The organism is Bacteroides celer, assembly GCF_002632415.2.
In the GTDB taxonomy this organism is placed as follows: domain Bacteria; phylum Bacteroidota; class Bacteroidia; order Bacteroidales; family Bacteroidaceae; genus Bacteroides.
In genome coordinates, this window is sequence record NZ_CP178209.1 from 157386 (window position 1) to 175571 (window position 18186).

13 protein-coding genes are annotated in these 18186 nt (G+C 45.9%); 7 read left to right on the forward strand and 6 right to left on the reverse strand.

All coding sequences use genetic code 11. From position 1 onward, the window contains the following. Nucleotide 1: 1 nt before the first annotated feature. The 5 genes from CJF29_RS00475 to CJF29_RS00495 all read left to right on the forward strand — a co-directional run bounded on the left by CJF29_RS00475 (nt 2) and on the right by CJF29_RS00495 (nt 5589). Nucleotides 2–1468: an MFS transporter gene (locus CJF29_RS00475; RefSeq protein WP_074556593.1), complete on the forward strand. Its 1467-nt coding sequence runs from the start codon at nt 2–4 to the stop codon at nt 1466–1468. A 22-nt stretch (nt 1469–1490) separates the two neighbouring features. Continuing rightward, a complete protein-coding gene (locus CJF29_RS00480) occupies nt 1491–2243 on the forward strand; it encodes an SDR family NAD(P)-dependent oxidoreductase (RefSeq protein WP_004324067.1) in 753 nt (250 codons plus the stop codon). A 225-nt stretch (nt 2244–2468) separates the two neighbouring features. Beyond that, on the forward strand, nt 2469–3671 hold the full coding sequence (locus CJF29_RS00485; protein WP_074556592.1) for an alginate lyase family protein: 1203 nt from the start codon (nt 2469–2471) through the stop codon (nt 3669–3671). A 27-nt stretch (nt 3672–3698) separates the two neighbouring features. After that, nucleotides 3699–4688, forward strand: coding sequence for an alpha/beta hydrolase (locus CJF29_RS00490; protein ID WP_074556591.1), 990 nt, complete (start codon nt 3699–3701; stop codon nt 4686–4688). A gap of 4 nt (nt 4689–4692) precedes the next feature. Beyond that, nucleotides 4693–5589: a heparin lyase I family protein gene (locus CJF29_RS00495; protein WP_074556590.1), complete on the forward strand. Its 897-nt coding sequence runs from the start codon at nt 4693–4695 to the stop codon at nt 5587–5589. 153 nt (nt 5590–5742) lie between these two features. Here the strand turns inward: CJF29_RS00495 and CJF29_RS00500 are convergent, their stop codons facing one another. Together CJF29_RS00500 and CJF29_RS00505 are read right to left on the reverse strand one after the other, a co-directional pair. Then, nucleotides 5743–6789, reverse strand: a complete 1047-nt coding sequence (locus CJF29_RS00500; RefSeq protein WP_229092016.1) for a TIM-barrel domain-containing protein — start codon at nt 6787–6789, stop codon at nt 5743–5745. Between the two features lie 89 nt (nt 6790–6878). After that, nucleotides 6879–7073: a hypothetical protein gene (locus CJF29_RS00505; RefSeq protein ID WP_229036689.1), complete on the reverse strand. Its 195-nt coding sequence runs from the start codon at nt 7071–7073 to the stop codon at nt 6879–6881. A gap of 397 nt (nt 7074–7470) precedes the next feature. Here CJF29_RS00505 and CJF29_RS00510 point away from each other — a divergent pair, with 397 nt between their 5' ends. Next, nucleotides 7471–8271: an alpha/beta hydrolase gene (locus CJF29_RS00510; protein WP_004324061.1), complete on the forward strand. Its 801-nt coding sequence runs from the start codon at nt 7471–7473 to the stop codon at nt 8269–8271. 127 nt (nt 8272–8398) lie between these two features. Continuing rightward, nucleotides 8399–9346 carry a cysteine synthase A gene (gene cysK, locus CJF29_RS00515; RefSeq protein WP_004324060.1) on the forward strand — a complete coding sequence of 316 codons (948 nt, stop codon included), beginning with the start codon at nt 8399–8401 and terminating at the stop codon, nt 9344–9346. Nucleotides 9347–9600: 254 nt separating this feature from the next. Here the strand turns inward: cysK and CJF29_RS00520 are convergent, their stop codons facing one another. The 4 genes from CJF29_RS00520 to CJF29_RS00535 all read right to left on the reverse strand — a co-directional run bounded on the left by CJF29_RS00520 (nt 9601) and on the right by CJF29_RS00535 (nt 18167). Further along, nucleotides 9601–11895, reverse strand: a complete 2295-nt coding sequence (locus CJF29_RS00520; protein WP_099146358.1) for a glycoside hydrolase family 3 N-terminal domain-containing protein — start codon at nt 11893–11895, stop codon at nt 9601–9603. A 112-nt stretch (nt 11896–12007) separates the two neighbouring features. Next, on the reverse strand, nt 12008–13270 hold the full coding sequence (locus CJF29_RS00525; RefSeq protein ID WP_099146357.1) for a hypothetical protein: 1263 nt from the start codon (nt 13268–13270) through the stop codon (nt 12008–12010). A 20-nt stretch (nt 13271–13290) separates the two neighbouring features. Beyond that, a complete protein-coding gene (locus CJF29_RS00530) occupies nt 13291–14967 on the reverse strand; it encodes a SusD/RagB family nutrient-binding outer membrane lipoprotein (RefSeq protein WP_099146356.1) in 1677 nt (558 codons plus the stop codon). Nucleotides 14968–14978: 11 nt separating this feature from the next. After that, complete coding sequence (locus CJF29_RS00535; protein ID WP_099146355.1) at nt 14979–18167, reverse strand: SusC/RagA family TonB-linked outer membrane protein; 3189 nt, start codon at nt 18165–18167, stop codon at nt 14979–14981. Nucleotides 18168–18186: the final 19 nt, after the last annotated feature.

Genomic DNA, 18186 nt, shown 5'->3' on the forward strand with positions numbered 1-18186 from the left:
CATGAAAGTAAAAGGACTTAGATGGGTGGTTATCGGATTAATCATGTTGATAACCATCATCAATTATCTGGATAGAGGCACGCTCAACTATATGTGGGTGGCTAATATCGACTATCGTCTTCTGCCCGAGGCGGAGGCGTTGAGCGATAAAGGCAACCACGCCGCATTGGTGGGCGACCAGTATATCCTGACAGCCGCCAACGGAAACCGCGATTCGGTCAGCGTAGCCAATGTGCAGATGAAAGAGAAGAACGGAGTCACCTTTGTCACCAATCGCGAGGGTATCGCCATCGACCTCGGTCTGATAGACCGTAACGATCCCGATGCGTCGCAGAAAGCGAAAGACATTCTCGGCCTGATTACGATTTTCTTTATGATTGCATACGGCATCAGCCAACTTGTCTCCGGCAAGTTGTACGATAAAATCGGATGCCGGAAAGGTTTCTTCTGGAGTGTGCTGGTATGGGGAGCGGCGGATGCGCTGGCCTCTCTTTCCAGAGGAATCTTCTCACTGACCTTTTTCCGGATGATGTTGGGCTTGGGTGAAGCCGGCCCATGGCCGGGCACTACGAAAAGTAATGCCGAATGGTTCCCGCAGAAAGAACGTGCTTTTGCACAGGGATTGTTTGGAGCGGCAGCTTCCATCGGTTCCATTCTTGCTCCGATTATCATTCTGATGCTGTTCATCGCCTTTGGCTGGAAACTGACTTTCATTGTAGTCGGTGGATTGGGATTGATTTGGCTGATTCCCTGGTTGATAATCAATAAGGCAACTCCGAAAGAGCATCCCTGGATTACGGAAGAAGAGCGTACTTATATTCTAAGCGGTCAGCCCGAAAAGGAGATAAAGACAGAAGATAAAGGAAAGAGCTGGGGCGAACTGTTGCGTGTGAAAAAGAACTGGTCTGTCATTCTCGGCCGATTCTTCCTCGACCCTATCTGGTGGATGTTTGTAACCTTCCTGCCGCTTTATCTTGCCGACGTATTCCATCTGAATATAAAAGAGGTGGCGTTCTCTGCCTGGGTGCCTTATGTGGGCGCGGCTTTGGGAAGTGTTGCCGGGGGCTGGTATTCCGGTTGGCTGATAAACCGTGGAAAGACTGTGAACTATGCCCGCAAAGCAGCCATGCTGATTGGTGGATTTATAATTATTCCGTCCATTCTGGCAGCTATCATGTCTACCACGGCTCCGGTTGCCATTCTCTTTATGGCACTGGTATTGGGAGGCTTCCAGTTCTGCATGACGAACTTGCAGACCATTCCGAGCGATTTGCATAGCGGCAAGTCGGTAGGTTCTTTGGCAGGTCTGGGAGGTGCTTCGGCCGTGTTGGGTACAATTCTGGCTATTCTTTTTGCCAGCTATATTACAAACTGGATTTTATTATTCAGCCTGTTGGGAGCTTTGGTACCACTATCGTTGTGCTCCATCTTCCTGACAGTAGGAGAGATTAAACAAATCAATAAATAAACGTATTTTAAAAAAGACAATTATGAAATTAGAAGGAAAAGTTGCTATTGTAACTGGTGGTGCACGTGACCTGGGTCGCGCAATATCTGTAAAATTAGCCGCAGAAGGCGCTAAAGTTTGTTTGAACTATTTTGATAATGAAGCCGATGCACAGGAAACACTAGCATTGATTAAAAACGTGGGTGGTGAAGCAATCGCTGTTCAGGGTGATATGACGAAAGCTGCTGCGGTGAAGAATCTTTTTGCAGAGTGCAACAAGGCTTTTGGCGACAAGGTAGATGTATTGGTAAATGTAGTAGGCGGAATCGTAGGTCGTAAGAAAATCACCGAACAGGATGAAGACTGGTATGACTTCCTGATGGATGTCAATATGCGTTCCGTATTCCTTTGTACCCGTGAGGTAGTTCCGATGATGCCGGAGGGTGGTTCTATCGTAAACTTCTCTTCATTGGCTGCCCGCGACGGCGGTGGCAACGGAGCTTCCATGTATGCAACTGCCAAAGGCGCTGTAATGACATTCACTCGCTCTATGGCCAAAGAACTCGGTCCTCAAGGAATCCGCTGCAACGCTATCTGTCCGGGTACGATTGCTACTTCGTTCCACGACCGCTTCAATACACCGGAGAATCGTGAACGTATGAAAGGCTCTTACGCATTGCGTCGTGAGGGAACTGCTGATGAAGTTGCCGAACTGGTTTGCTTCTTGGCTTGCTCCGAATCTTCTTACCTGACAGGTACGAATATTGATATTAACGGTGGTTGTTTCTTCTCTTAAAGAAGAATCACCGAATCTGGAGCTAGTATAAGTAGTAAAGATTTAGCAATCAAGTAGTGAGTAGTTAAGTAGCAAATGTTTTATACTCAACTACTTACTGCTTGGTTGCTTATTTCCTGATTACCTGCTTTTTGCTAACTTACCTCTTACTTGCTTCACTATTAATCTTACCATTACACATCTTATTTTAACCACTCATCTCCACTACTCTAAAAGAATACATTTATGAGACGAATCTTTGCTATATGGGCTCTATACCTTTGTTGGGGAGTACTGAACGCGGCACCGTTGGGACCGTTTAATGCGACATTGCTCGAGAAGCTGAAGACCGATTATCAGAAAGGCGATAAAGAGGTGACCCAGTACATCGAATTACAGGAAAAGGCGGCAGAGAAATATATAAAGATGTCTCCTCTGTCGGTAACAGCTAAAAAGAAATTACCTCCCAGCAAGGACCCCCGGGATTATATGACTCTATCCCCATACTGGTGGCCGGACTCCACGAAGACAGATGGGCTTCCCTATATCCGTAAGGATGGCGAACGCAACCCGGAAGTTTATGAATACCCTGAACGTGAGAATGCCAACCGTTTTGGCGACGCTGCCTACTGTTTGGGCGTACTCTATTACATCACCGGAAAAGAAGTCTACGCCAAAGCCTGTGCCGATCATTTACGAACATGGTTTACCGACCCGAAATTGGGTATGAACCCCAATATGACTTATGCACAATCCGTTCCGGGAATGAAAAATATGCGTGGTTCGGGCTTCATTGACTCCCGTCGTTTCAGTCGTGCACTGGGAGTTGCCAAATTGATAGAAAGCTCGAAAAGCTGGACTGCCTCGGACAAGAAAAAGCTCGATGACTGGGCTACCGCTTTCTGTTATTGGATGGAGAACAGCACACAGGGACAAAGAGAATCTCATGCTGCCAACAATCATGGCCTGTGGTACGAAGCCATTCACCTGATGGTACTCGCCTATCTGGACCGCACCGACCGCATCCGTGAAGTAGCCGAGCAAAGCATCCTCCCCAAAATGGGTGCACAGATTGCCGATGACGGCTCACTACCCCAAGAACTGGAACGGACGCTCTCCCTGCATTATTCAACTTTCGCTCTCGAAGCTCTGATGGAAGCCAATCAGATTACCAGCCAGATAGGTATCAATTTGTGGAATACTCCGGCCGCCAACGGCAAAGTGGCTTCGCAGGCAGTAGACTATCTGTATCCTTATTATGTGAACCCCGAAAGCTGGAAGTTCAAGCAGATTAAACCATTCGACCAGTCGCGTGCCGCCATTCTTCTTTATGAAGCGGGAACGGCATTGGGCAATCAGAAGTACATAGATACGGCAAAGTGCATCGGACTGAAATACAGTACGTCGGATGTAGAAACGATACCATATCTAATTTTAAAGAAGAAATAAGATTATCCCACCTAATGAAGTGATATCATGAAATTGAAACTGATTTTATGTTTGTGTATGCTGCCGCTTTTCTGCCTTGCCCAGGAAGCGCAACCGCAGCAATTTTCCAATCGCTATGGCATGAAGATGACGCAGAATGAGGACGGCTCCTATGCGCTGCTGTATGCAAAGAAATATGCGAAGTTTATCGATGTGAATACCATTCCCGATGTGATGGTGCCTTATACCTATCAGCCGGACCGCCTGAAAAGCAAGGACTATAAGGGAGTGACTACCAAAGACATTGTGTATAAGAAACATAAGGATTATGAACTGATACTCACAGTAGACTTTGCAGAGACTGACAAGCCCGCTCCGTTCGTGGTCTACATCCACGGAGGTGGATGGGCACGTGGAGATAATGGTTCGTCCAGATCTCTGTCTCAATACCTGGCAAAGCAAAAGGGTATTACAGGTGTACGTGTCTCTTATACACTGGCACCGCAATCCGACGCAACCGTGAAAGTCTCCATTCAAGATATTCTGGATGCTGTGAAATACGTGCAGGAGCATGCTGCCGAATTGAATGTAAATCCTGCCTGTGTCGGCTTCCTGGGCACTTCTGCAGGTGCACACCTAGCGGCAGTTGCTGCCATGACTGTTCCCGGAACGAAAGCACTTGTCGGCTATTCCGGTATCTATGACCTGGAAAAGGCTGCCATCACCATGAAGACAAAAGATGCTCAACGCATCGCTTATTTCTGTGACCGGAACCCGAAAGTCCTGCGCGAAGCATCTCCTATCAATCTCATTCCAAAGAAGAACATCCCTGCTTCCATGCTGGTATGTGGCACGTGTGATGTGACGGTAGAGTGTGAGCAAAGTGAAATGTTTGCATCGGCACTAAAGAAAAAAGGAGGCGTCTGCAACCTGCTGACGTATAAGTATTATGACCACAACGTAAGTTCAAAGACTTCTGATAAGATGGAAGAGATTTTCTTCAAGTCTGTCGATTTCCTGACCACCTATATGAAATAAACGTATGAAAACAGGAATCTTATTCTTAGCCCTCTTTGCCTTTATTGCCTGCTCCAATAGTTCATCCGAAGTGATAGACGACAAGGAACAGCCGAAGCCCGAACAACCGGAACAGCAAGTGGACGGTTCATTAATAGCCGATGGCAACAGCGCGAAAACGTACGACTTGATAAAGCGCTCGGGCTACAACCACGAGGCTCCCGATTCTTCGCGCGAGCATAAAACGGAGCATTTCCAGCATATTCAGCAGGTGCGTGACAATCAGTTGAACAAATATGTATTCGCATTTTTTATTCATGCTGCGATAGACGACGACCGCGGTCTGCCGAATATCACAGACCGTCAGCGGAATGAAATAAAAACAGATAATAAATCTCCGCAAAGCCTTGTTGGCCAGCAAGGAGAGACAATGGTGTTCCGTTGGAAATTCTGTTTGCCGGCAGGATTTCGTACAACTACCAAATTCTCCCATCTTCACCAGTTGAAAGGCATCGACAACGCATCCGGTACGGCAGACGTCAGCTCTCCGCTCATCACACTGACTGCCTATTCGAATAGTAAGGGCGGACAACAGTTACGTGTGCGCTATGACAAGCGTGGCGAGAGTACTACGACTATTGCCAGCACGGATTTGGCCGACTTCCTCGGTAACTGGGTAGAGGTGGAAGAGAAAGCCCGTTTCGGTGAGGATGGTTCTTATGAAGTAACCATCACGCGCGTGAAAGACGGGAAAGTTCTCTTGAAACTCGATCCCCAAAAGATGGATATGTGGCGCACCGATTGTACGGGACTTCGCCCCAAATGGGGTATCTACCGCTATTTGGGCGAGAACCGTAGCTGGCAAGACCAGTTGCGCGATGAAGAAATCCGTTTCGCCGATTTCTCCATCAAGAAACTTTAGAGAGGGACTTTGTTGTCTATAATGGTGGATCTCCTGTCTGGAAATGTGTTTTCGGGTACATATTCGGGCGGGAGATTGTCGTATTGTGTCCCTGGTGAAAATGTCCTTTCAAGAAAGTTATATAGTAAGTATATCTTCTTAAAAAGACATGCTCTAGTTGATAAATTCGTAGCCTTTGAGCTTGTATCTCTTAATCTTGCAGCCTTTTGTTCTTGTAAGTTTGACCTTTCCCTTAGCTGCATTCAACGTAACCTGATTGAATTGCCCTTTCTGGAAATTATAGCTTACACCATCATCTTCGAAAAGTTGGCAAGTAGCGGTGGGAGTGCCGTATATTTTGCAGTTCAGGTTGAATACGGTCTGCGTATTTATATAAGGAACAGGCTCGGCAAGAGGCAATAACGTTCCTTGACGTACGTAGAGTGGTAATTGATTAAGCTCGGTCGTTATCTCATATTCACGGTTACCTTCGTACTTTTCATTGGTGTTGAAGTTGTACCAGACTCCTTCCGGGAAGTAAACTTTCCGTGATTTCTTATTCTCGTACAGGGGAGCAGCCATCATTCCGTTGCCAATCATGTATTGATCGCTGATGGTGCGCAGACGTTCATCCTTGGGATCATCCATCAGCAGCGGGCGAAAAGGAGGTATTCCCTCTTGCTGGTATGTGTGGAAAGCTGTATAAAGGTAAGGTTCCAACGCTTTTCGGATGGGAGAGGTGGGGTGTACGTAAGCGTGTTCCCATAAATTGATCTTATAGCCTTTCTGCTGGAGTTGGGCTAGCATTTCTTTGTGTTGTGGGAATCGTTCTTTACTCCATATGTACGAGCAGGAATAAGTAGCCGTTTGCCATCCGGGTTCAAGCCCTAGTACGTCACATGGAATATGATTGTTACGAAAATAATCAGCAAAACGCATAACAGAATCTTGTATAGCATCTCCTTTCACACGGTATTTGAATCCGAGTCCCCACATTGGGGGGAGACAGCCTCCACCGGAGAGAAGATTATATTTTTTCATTACATCAAGTAATTCCGGTCCGGTGATAATGAATACTTCGATACCTTTTGCACCAGGAATGTCGATAAAAACTTTGTCTCCATTGCTTCTATTTTTATATAAGTCTTCCGTGGTGGTGGAAATATGTTTGCGGGTTTTCGCGTTTTGTATATTTTGCTGTTTTTTTGGTTGGATCCGCATAAAAAAGTGGTATAACGTGCTGTATTGACGAGAATGCCATAACCTTTGGTAGAGACGTAGAATGTTTGTGGGGCGTGTGTATATCCGAGTCAGTTTAGAGGGTTGTCGTTCACTATCGGACGTTTACGTAAGCCACGTTGACCGAAGGTTTCAAACTGGAGTCCGAAGCCATAGATTTGTTCATTGTCTTCCAAGGGGGCTTCTATCAAGCATCCTCTATCTGTTATTTTTATTTGTATTTCTTGAATGTCGAAAGGTAACTTGGCTGTAGGAAGTGACTTCATAGTTTCTATAACAGGCTTTCCGCCAAATAGAGAATAGGGGGGGGTGAAAGGGTCAATTTCTCCCTTTTGTAGTTTAATAACCCCTGGAGCAATTTCTTTTTGGACGGATACTTGTATAGTGGACAATAGTCCTGTTGTAATTAGAGAAAGATAGATTAATAGTTTCTTTATTGTTATTGGTCCATTAATGATTTTATTTATATATGACTTTTTATGCGGCTCTTTCCGTTAAATAAGGTCATAAACATAAATAAAAATTGTGAGATTTTTACGCTTTTATTCTTTTAAATGTTTGGTTGATTTGTGGAGTGGTAGTTATTGGAGTAATTTTCCTTTTCTATTCTTATTAAGATTTCGTAATATTGCATTTTTATTAAGTACACTGAATAATGTGGTTATGAAAAAGATTTGCTTTCTTCTCTTTTTGTTTTGTACTTGCATTGCTCAAGCACAAAATGCTTATCGCACAGACAAAGATATATCTTATGTCTCTGGTTCCGAAACGGATACCTATCGTCTGGAACGTTGTAAACTGGATATTTATTACCCTGAAAACAAGAAGGATTTCTCAACTATTGTCTGGTTTCACGGTGGTGGTATGGAAGGCGGAAATAAATTTGTCCCAAAAGAATTGAGAGAACAAGGGTTTGCAGTAGTGACGGTGAATTACCGTTTGAGTCCGAAAGCAAAGAATCCGGCTTACATCGAAGATGCGGCTGAAGCTGTGGCATGGGTTTTCAAGAATATTGAAAAGTATGGTGGTCGTAGGGATCATATTTTTGTTTCCGGTCATTCTGCGGGAGGTTATCTTTCATTGATTCTGGCAATGGATAAAAAGTACATGGCAGCATACGGAGCAGATGCCGATAGTGTAGCTGCTTATCTTCCGGTGAGTGGTCAGACAGTGACACATTTCACTATTCGCAAGGAACGCGGTTTGCCTGACGGTATTCCGGTGGTTGATGAGTATGCTCCGGTAAATAAGGCTCGTAAGGAAACAGCTCCTCTCGTGTTGATTACGGGGGACAAGCATCTGGAGATGGCGGCAAGGTATGAAGAAAATGCGTTGCTGGAAGCTGTCTTGAAAAGTATAGGTAACAAGAAAGTGACTTTGTACGAAATGCAAGGATTCGATCATGGTCAAGTACTCGGTCCGGCATGTTATCTGATTGCAGATTATGTGAAGAGATTCAAATGATATATTGTTCTGGCAAGAAGTCAGATATATGTGGTATGAATTTACCATATATATGGTATTTACCCTGAACAGAATCCGCACTATCTTTGTCATATATTAAAACAAGAGAAATTTAAAACAGATATATATGGAAAAGATAGCAAGAAAATTGACGGATTTGGTAGGTAATACTCCGTTATTGGAACTTAGTAACTATAATACAAGTAACGACCTGAAAGCTCGTCTGATTGTAAAGATTGAATCTTTCAATCCCGCAGGAAGCGTGAAGGACCGCATAGCATTGGCTATGATTGAGGATGCAGAAACGAAAGGAATTTTGCATCCCGGAGCAACTATCATTGAACCGACCAGTGGGAATACCGGTGTGGGATTGGCTTTTGTTTCAGCTGCTAAAGGCTATAAACTGATTCTGACGATGCCCGATACCATGAGTATCGAACGGCGTAATCTTCTGAAAGCTTTAGGGGCGGAATTAGTATTGACTCCTGGTGCGGATGGCATGAAAGGAGCCATTGCCAAAGCTGAAGAACTGAAGGCGGTCACTTCGGGAGCTGTCATTTTACAACAATTTGAGAATCCTGCTAACCCTGCCATGCATTTACGGACTACCGGTCTGGAAATATGGAGAGATACCGAGGGGAAAGTCGATATCTTTGTGGCCGGAGTAGGTACTGGCGGGACAGTTAGCGGTGTAGGGGAAGCGCTGAAGATGCGTGATCCGAGTATAAAGATTGTGGCAGTAGAACCTTCTGATTCTCCGGTACTATCGGGAGGTAAACCAGGTCCGCATAAGATTCAGGGAATCGGTGCAGGGTTTATTCCTAAGACGTACAAGGCTTCTGTCGTAGATGAAATTATTCAGGTGCAGAATGACGATGCCATTCGTACGAGTCGTGAATTGGCTAAACAGGAAGGTTTGTTGGTAGGCATATCTTCAGGAGCAGCCGTATATGCTGCTACGGAACTGGCGAAGCGACCGGAAAATGCCGGGAAAATGATTGTTGCATTATTACCCGATACAGGTGAACGTTATTTATCTACCATTTTGTATGCTTTTGAGGAATACCCTTTGTAATAATGCCGCTTTCCTTCAGATAAAAACAATCGCTCCTTTGGGCTCAAACGATTGTCTTTTTGTTGTAGACATACGGTCGTTTGGATCAAGAGGAGCGGTTGTTTAAATTTGGTTGAACAGCCGTTTGAGGCTGTTCAACCGGTTAGATGATAATTTGAGTTCACCACAAAGTAACGCAGTGTCTCATAGAGTTATTGTCGGGAGTGTATACATTAATAATGCGCATTTACTTATAAATACCTACTTATAAATGCCTACTTATAAGTAATAGTCACTACTTGATTTCCGCATTGCATACGGAAATCCCCTTGTTCCAGTACCCATTGCCCGTCAGAATTGACAAAAGCCAAGTCGCTGCCTTTGATGGATAGAGTGACAGTCTGGGTTTCGCCCGGTTGCAGTTCCACCTTTTTGAAGGCTCGTAACCGACGGTTTTCGGGAGTAAGCGATGCCACAAGATCACTGCTGAACAGCATCACAACTTCTTTTCCGGCATATTTACCGGTATTGGTTACATCTATGGAAAAGTGCAAACCATCTCCTGTGGTAAACGAAGATTTGTCCGTTTGGAAGTTGCTGTATTCGAAAGTGGTGTAGCTCAATCCGTATCCGAAAGGCCATTGAACGGAGACTACCGCATTGTAGTCGTAAGCTCCTTCCATTTTGTCCATTTCTTCACTCACCCGATAATCGTAGGTAGTCAGTGCTGCTTCGTGTCGCGGATATGTGTAAGGCATCTTGGCACTGGGGTTCACGTCTCCTGCCAGAATGTTCGCCAATGCGTCGCCACCATAGTTTCCGGGTAATAGAATGTCAATAACTGCATCAGCCAATGGCTCCAACTCGTTGATAATGCGGGGACGACCCTCATTGAGTATCAGGATGATCGGTTTTCCTGTAGCGGCAAGTGCCTTTACCAGTTTGCTTTGGTTGGCAGAGATGGCAAGTTCGGAAAGATTACCGGGTGTTTCGCAATATGAATTCTCACCGATGCAGGCGATAATAATATCCACGTTGCGGGCGGCGGCCACAGCTTTCTCAATCTCCGGTTCATTTTCTTCCATGTAAGCACCTTCGGGTTTGTAGGTTACGCCCTGTTCCAGACGGACATGATCGGCTCCGAATTTGTTGCAGATTGCTTCGTAAATGGTGTTATATTTGTCGGCAAATCTGTCGGTCAGATGTCCTTGCCACGAATAGCTCCAACCGCCGTTCAAGCAGCGCATAGAGTTAGCGTTCGGACCGGTTACCAGTAGCTTTTTCCCTTGAGGAAGCGGAAGAATATTATCTTTATTTTTTAGCAATACTTCCGATTCTTCAGCTGCATGAAGTGCGATAAGTGCATGCTCCTTGCTGCCGAAGAGAGGATAATCTTTCAATAAAGTGTTCGGATGATCGAACAGACCTAGACGGAATTTAAGTCTAAGCACCCTGCGGACGGCATCGTCAATACGGCTCATGGGCACTTTCTTCTCTTGCACTAACTCTTTTAATAGTGTACAATAATTGAGATCATACGGTTCCATAGCCATGTCTATACCTGCATTGATTGCCATTTCGATGGCTTCTTTTTTGTTTGCCGCCACATGTTCGCGGGTATAAAGATTGTTGATGTCCGCCCAGTCGGTGATTAACATTCCGTCCCATCCCAAGTCTTCTTTCAGCCATTGTGTAAGGAGTTCGCGGTCGGCGTGCACAGGCTTTCCGTTGATGGAACCACTGTTGACCATTATAGTCAGTGCACCAGCTTCCACACAAGCCTTGAACGGTGCAAAACATTTCTCACGTAGTTCGGAAACCGATATATAAGCCGGTGTGCGGTCTTTACCGGTACGTGGCATGCTGTATCCCATGTAATGTTTCACGGAGGTGGCGATTCGGTCGGCGGGAATATGGTTAGGATCATCTCCTTGGAAGCCTCGGACAGCAGTGCTGCCCATAATGGCATTGACTAAACAGTCTTCTCCATAATTTTCCCATACACGCGGCCAACGGGGATCACGTGCCATATCGACGGTGGGGGAGTATGTCCAGGGACAATTGCTAGCCCTTGTTTCATAAGCCGTTACACGTGCCGCTTCGTAGGTCAAATCCGGATTGAAGGCAGCACCCATATTGATATTTTGAGGAAAGAGCGTGCCGCCCAATGTATAGGTAGTACCATGATTCTGATCCAGGCCGTAGATACATGGAATACCAATCTCCGCCATCGACAGTTCTTGTATTTGACCGATAATCTCGTTCCACTTTTCAGGGCTTTGTGCTACCGGGCCGGGAGCATTGAGAAACGAACCTACCTTGTATTCAGCAATCGCTTTGTGGAGTTTTGCCTCGTCCAATTGAAATTCACCATTTATCGTCTCTCCTAATACATCAATGGCAAGCTCGGTCATCTGCCCAATCTTGGCATCGAGGTCCATCTTTGATAGAAGCTCTTCCACTTGTTGTTCTATTTTTGCGTCTTCAGGAATGGCAGTGGGAACTGCCTGTTTGGAACAGGCAGTCATTGCGATAGATGCGGTCATTAATATAATATTTCTTAGTTTCATTATGATTTGTTTTTAAGTAGCATCGTTTATGTAATCTGTCATTCAGAGGGATTTAACCCGAAGAATGACAGATACTTATGGTATGAATGATTTTTAAACTTACTTAGGAACATTATTTCACGGTTACCAGGTCTACATAATAGCCATGACCCGTACATAAGAATCCGTCTTCAGTTTGAATCTTATTCAGTATCTCTTGTGTCAGTACCAGTGTGTATTCACCGTTTTCCGTAAATTCTATCTTATCTGCCAGGCCAGTCCACCAACCTGTGGCAAGTTGCATCTGATGATATTCGGCAGTTGGTTCTATGGAGTAGACTACTTTCAGTGTTGATCCGGCTGTGATACCGGCAAACACATCTTTTGGAATCAGACCGAAACTCTTGTTGGGGTCACCGTCCGGCTTATCCCACGAAACGTAATGGTGTCCTGACCAAAGCGTTATTTCGGTAGATACGGTCACAGTCTGTTCGGTAGTCGTAGCATTGTCGTTCAAGAACTGCACAGCCTCTCCGCTACGGGCTTTGCCTGTCAGCGTATAGCTTCCATCAGACAAATCCGGACAAGTCAGCGTAACTTCCGTAGAAGATTGATTGCTGAATTGAGACACCGTCTGTCCGCCGATAGTTAGAGAAGCGATGTTTTCAAGATTGATACCGGAAATGGTCCAGTCCACGTTGGCAGTAGCCCGGTTAGCCCCCGAAATGACAAGGGAAGCATTGGTCACTTTCACCATGTCGGCTCCATATTCATTGCCGGCGGCATCTTGCAGAACGATACGGTAATCGCCTTCGCTTACGCCTGTCGGAACGATGTATTCCAGATAGTTCTCGTCTTCCGATTCAACATAAGTAGGATCGGTGATCGTGTTTCCTCCCAAGAGGATGGCTGTTACGTTCTGTAAATTACTGCCATATAAACGGGCAGTCTTACCGGGAGATACAATTCTCTCAAAGGCTACTTCTTTAGATTGAGGGTCATCAGCCAACGGATTGACCACCACCAATCCTTCACGGGAAGTCTTCTTCCCTTTCACGGTTTCCACTTCTATTTTCAAATTATACGTACCGGCCTTCAGACTACGGTTGATTTCTTTGTCGGAGTCGGTACCCGATTCTACTTCCTGCCCATCAATGAACCAGGTTACTGTGGTGTAATCTTTCGGAGTCACGGTCAGCGCGATGGATAAGTTCGCATCCCGGCTGATGTTGGCGAATGTAGCCAATTGCCCGTTTGTTCTGTCAGGGAATACCGGGGCAAGGATATGCGGATCATCATTTTCCGTCACCGTAGCGAACGGTTCTTCCTCGGTGCATGCAGTAAATGTGGAGCCTACAGCGAGTAGGGCAAATAGTGCAATATATATCTTTTTCATAATGGATGATTGTTTAATAGTTAGTTTTCAGTATCCCACCACAGAAGGCTGTGCCAATTATCTGTTCCTCCCATGCGCTCGATGGCTTCGTTGTAGCTCTTCTTATTATAGGAAGATTCCAATACAGGATAGCAGAGACGTACCGGAATTTCCGTTCCACCGGTGAGGTATTGTCCGAACCCATATTCTGCCGGTGATTTCAACTTCGGATAACCGGAACGACGCACGTTTGCCCAACATTCGGCAGGATTGGTGAAGTGAAGAATCCAGGCCTGTGTATTGATAGCTTCAAGTTTCTGATTGTCCGTATGTCCGAACGTCCCTCTACCTTGAATGAATGCATCAAACTCTGCATCAGTAGTAGCCGTGCAACCGTAGTTGTCTGTCAGGAAATCCATAGCTGCACGCACTCCTTGCTTGTAAAGTTCTTCTGCCGACACACTGCCGACATTCCATTTTTTCACGGTAGCTTCTGCCATCAGGAACTTCACTTCTGCAGAGGTCATCACTACGCCCGGATTGTCGCTTTTTAGGAAATTATTGGCAAGTTTGGGTTCCACTTCACGAGCCATGGTTGCTGTAACAGAAGGGTTGTTAACGGCTAATTCCTTACAAATATCGCTGTCGTATCCTGTAGGCCATGGCTCCCACGAGTAGGCACCCGGGTCGCGCGGACTGAAATCAATCCCTTTTTCAATCATCTCCTGGGTGATGTCGACACGATTGTCGGGACTGGTGGCACTCATCAGCCCGTCATAATAACAACGGGAAATTTTGAATGTACGAGGGTCACCGGATTGGCGTAGCTGATTAAAGAAAGTGGAGCAGAGGTAGCTTGGATTATTAGCGGGGTCGTTGCCGAACAACAACTGTGACAATGAATATCCGCGATAATCAGAGTAAGCTTCTTGTCCGAAACTAAATGCGATTGTCATGTATTTGATGAGCGCATCGCTTGAGGCGTCCGTTATCACACCCCCATTGGCAGCTAAAGCATTTTCAAATTCCGTTTGTGCCTTTGTAGGATTGACATTGGAGATTCGCATGGCAAAACGTAGGCGAAGCGAGTTTGCCAGTTGTTGCCATTTAGTTACGTCACCGGCATAGATGAGGTCACCTGTCACTTTATCTTTGGTCGGATCGATTTTATTGACGGCATCTTCCAGCTCCAGAAAGAAAGCGTTGTAAATATCTTCCTGTTTGTCATACTTCGGATTGAACTTTCCTTCAAGGAATCCCAGGCCGGCTTCACTGAAAGGAGCGTCTCCGTAAGTGTCGGTGATGATAGACATAAGATAAACCCGATAAATGCGGAGCACAGAGTTGATGTTCACTTTCTCTGCATCTTCGGCTGTGCGATATTGAGCATCAATGATATTCTTCAAGGATTGAGTGTAGAACGATGTCCAGATACGGCTCATTTCATTATTGTCTAGCGTATGGCGTCCGCCGTAGTTGGTGGTGTTCCAACATCCCATCAGTTGTTGGGTGAATGCATAATGGTAGTTACGGTAGATTTCCATCATACTAAGGTCTCCGTACGTTTGCAGTTGGGCAGTGGTGAGCTGCGCATTCGGGTCGATGGTAGCGGCCTTGGAAGGGTCGGTATTCATGTTTTCCATGTATTCATCGCTGCAAGAAGCGAAAAACAGGGCACATGCCATCGTGATGATTGTGATGTATTTAGATTGTCTCATGATATATCTTTTTAGAATTTCACATTTACATTAAAACCATAGCTTCTGCGTGAAGGCAACGAACCGTATTCAAGTCCCATACCGGTGGTATTGTTGTAGTTGGAATCCGGGTCGATATTCGGGATATTCTTCCATACGATGAACGGATTGCGGGCAACGAACGAAACGGTCAGTCCGCTTACTACATTTTTCAGCCAGGATTTGGGTACATTATAACTCAACGTCAGTTCACGGCATTTCACGTATGAGTTGTCGTAAATAAACATAGAAGGTGCATTACGGCAAACGCTCATCCAGTAGTCTTCCGGATTGATGTAGATGTCGTTGGGGCGATACGTTCCATCACCGTTGTCGATGACACCCGGAGCAACGAATCCGCCTGTCGGCTTCCAGTTATCGGCTCCTTTTGCAATGCCGGCTGCCAATCTTTCTTCTTCCGAGCGATACCAGGCGTCGCGTCCTGCCAATGTCTCCGGACTTTTACCCGATTCGTAAGCAGCACGGGCAGACATAGAATAGAGGTCGGCGCCTACTTTCACATCGAATACTGCTACCAGCGAGAGATTCTTGTAGGTAAAGTTGGTGAGTAATCCACCTGTCCAGTCCCAAGAGGCATTACCCAATACGTGGTTGCTCTTGTCATATTGCGGCAGACCGGTTTGCGGGTCAATCAGAATATCTCCCTTTTCGTTTCGTTGGAAGTCCGGGCCTACAATAGAACCAAAGTTCTCGCCTACCTTAGCGGCCACCTGAACGTCGAGCCAAGACGCCTTTTCCAGTTCAAACATATCCGATTCGCCATCCAGTTCTTTTACCTTGTTGCTGTTCTTGGAGAAGTTCAGATTAATGTCCCAGGAAAAATCGCGTGTTTGAATCGGTCGTGTGCTAAGGGCAATCTCAATACCTTTGTTTTCTATCTTGCCGGCATTAATCAAGCGATAGTTATAACCGGTTGTCCAGGAACTTGCCATTCCCATAATCTGGTTTTTACTGATTTGAGAATAGTAGGTGAAATCCAGTCCGATACGGTTCTTCAGGAATTTCAATTCCAATCCCATTTCCACGGAGTTTGTTTTGGTTGGTTTCAAGTCTTTGTTGGGGATGGTTCCGTTATCGATATATCCGACGGTATATCCGGGATAAGCATATTTGGATTTCGTATAGACGAGTCCCAATTGATAAGGATCGGTATCGCTACCCACTTGCGCCCATGACATACGTAACTTTCCGTAAGGCAGGAGATCGCCCAGTTTTGTCAGCTCGGAGAATACAAAGCTGCCGGAGAAAGAAGGATACATATACATATTGTTGCCAGTGGGAAGGGTGGACGATTGGTCGCCACGCAACGTAGCATCGAGGTAAAGCATGTGTTTCCATCCCACGTTCACTGCTCCGTAAACCGAATTAATCTGCTTGCGGTAACTGCCGGGCACTACACTGATCTCGTTGAAACTCGTCAATGAAGGGACATCGCGTATCTTCATGTCTTGAGCGGTGGTAACGGTAGTCTGGTTGTTCACTTTATATACATTACCGCCTAACGTAGCGTTGAAATCGAAATCACCCCAATGGTTGTTGTAGAGAGCTAACACTTCAAAGTTGTACATGCGGTTGCGGAAAGCACTGTTTTGAAGTCTTCCGGCTTCGAATCCGGGAGTGGTAGGTGCTTTGTAATCATCGAACGTGAACCAGTTGAGTTCGGCGCCCAATGTTGCTTGAAGTTTCAGATGTGGGTCGATGTTCCATACAGCCTTGCCGTTCATGCGGAACAAGTCTTTCTTGGATTTATTGAAGTTCTTATAGATATCCCAGTATGGATTTACGTTGTAGGGATCCATGCCGTTCCAGTTGGAATATTCGCCGTCGGCAGTTTGATAGGTTTGCAACCATTCCTGGTCGTAGGTGGTGGCAAGGGTCATCAGGTTTTTACCGATATTGGACTTGCTGTCGCCCAGAGCCGGACGGTTCTTCACGTCTTCCCGTGTATAGTTGACGCTGAAATCCAAGTCTACCTTTCCTGTAGACGTATTGGCGCGCAGGTTGAAAATGTCACGGCTCATGTGCGTTTGGGGAACAATGTCTTTATTGCGCATATCCGTATAGGTAAAGCGAATTCCGGTTTTTCCGCTGTTCACACCTATGATGGCGGAGTTGGTGGCGGTGATACCCGTGCGGAAGAAGTTGGACGTATTGTCGGGGACAATGAGGAAAGGGCGTTCTACGCCGTCAAAATACTTCAGCATGTTTGAACCGTCCGCTTTGGGGCCCCAACTTTTGTTTGTGTTGGATATGGCATCATAGCTATAAGTACCGTTGCTTCCCATACCGTATATCTGTTGCACTTCGTCCCATTTGGCAAGTTGGGTATCGAAAGTCAGTGTTCCGTTATATTCCACGCTGATTTTATCCTTGTTGGCTCGCTTGGTTGTAATCAAGATAACACCGTGGCTGGCACGGCTACCATAAAGTGCGGACGCCGCAGGGCCTTTCAATACCGACATATTTTCTACGTCATCGGCATTGATGCTCGAAATACCGTCGCCCAAGTCGAAGCCTCCGTTTGTGCCGGCACTGCCGAAATTAGTGTTGTCCAAAGGTACACCGTCCACTACATAAAGAGGTTGGTTATTGCCGGTCATTTCGGTACTGCCTCGCAGAATAACGCGCGTAGAACCGGAAGGACCACCGGCGGTCTGGCTGACTACCAAGCCCGGCACACGTCCTGCCATGGAGTTGATGAGATTCGTTTCTTTCGCTTTGGTCAAGGCTTCGCCTTTCACTTCATCAATGCCGTAGCCCAACGCTTTGCGCTCTCTCTTGATGCCAAGGGCGGTAACTACCACCTCATCCAATGCTTTAGCATCCTCTTTCAAGGTGATGCTCAAGGGACCTCTGCCCGCTTTTACTTCTTCGGATTTATAACCCACGTAGCTGACAACGAGCGTAGCTCCCGCTTTTACATTCAAACTGAAATTTCCATCCAGATCGGTAATCGTTCCGTTGGCAGTTCCTTTCTCCACTACGGAAGCCCCAATGATGGGACCTGTGGCATCGCTCACTTTTCCGGTTACCTTGTTACTTTGTTGTTGAATAGCCTGGGAACTTGGTTCCGTTGCTGCATACACTTGCTGGAAACCTCCTGCCATCCAAAGGGCGAGTGTTCCGCAAAACAGTAGATACTTACATTTTTCCATATTCATAGCATGTATATTTAAGATT

Coding starts and splice junctions, on each gene's coding strand:
- CJF29_RS00475 (WP_074556593.1), top strand. CDS start 2: ATGAAAGTAAAAGGACTTAGATGGGTGGTTATCGGATTAATCATGTTG.
- CJF29_RS00480 (WP_004324067.1), top strand. CDS start 1,491: ATGAAATTAGAAGGAAAAGTTGCTATTGTAACTGGTGGTGCACGTGAC.
- CJF29_RS00485 (WP_074556592.1), top strand. CDS start 2,469: ATGAGACGAATCTTTGCTATATGGGCTCTATACCTTTGTTGGGGAGTA.
- CJF29_RS00490 (WP_074556591.1), top strand. CDS start 3,699: ATGAAATTGAAACTGATTTTATGTTTGTGTATGCTGCCGCTTTTCTGC.
- CJF29_RS00495 (WP_074556590.1), top strand. CDS start 4,693: ATGAAAACAGGAATCTTATTCTTAGCCCTCTTTGCCTTTATTGCCTGC.
- CJF29_RS00500 (WP_229092016.1), bottom strand. CDS start 6,789: ATGCGGATCCAACCAAAAAAACAGCAAAATATACAAAACGCGAAAACC.
- CJF29_RS00505 (WP_229036689.1), bottom strand. CDS start 7,073: ATGAAGTCACTTCCTACAGCCAAGTTACCTTTCGACATTCAAGAAATA.
- CJF29_RS00510 (WP_004324061.1), top strand. CDS start 7,471: ATGAAAAAGATTTGCTTTCTTCTCTTTTTGTTTTGTACTTGCATTGCT.
- cysK (WP_004324060.1), top strand. CDS start 8,399: ATGGAAAAGATAGCAAGAAAATTGACGGATTTGGTAGGTAATACTCCG.
- CJF29_RS00520 (WP_099146358.1), bottom strand. CDS start 11,895: ATGAAACTAAGAAATATTATATTAATGACCGCATCTATCGCAATGACT.
- CJF29_RS00525 (WP_099146357.1), bottom strand. CDS start 13,270: ATGAAAAAGATATATATTGCACTATTTGCCCTACTCGCTGTAGGCTCC.
- CJF29_RS00530 (WP_099146356.1), bottom strand. CDS start 14,967: ATGAGACAATCTAAATACATCACAATCATCACGATGGCATGTGCCCTG.
- CJF29_RS00535 (WP_099146355.1), bottom strand. CDS start 18,167: ATGAATATGGAAAAATGTAAGTATCTACTGTTTTGCGGAACACTCGCC.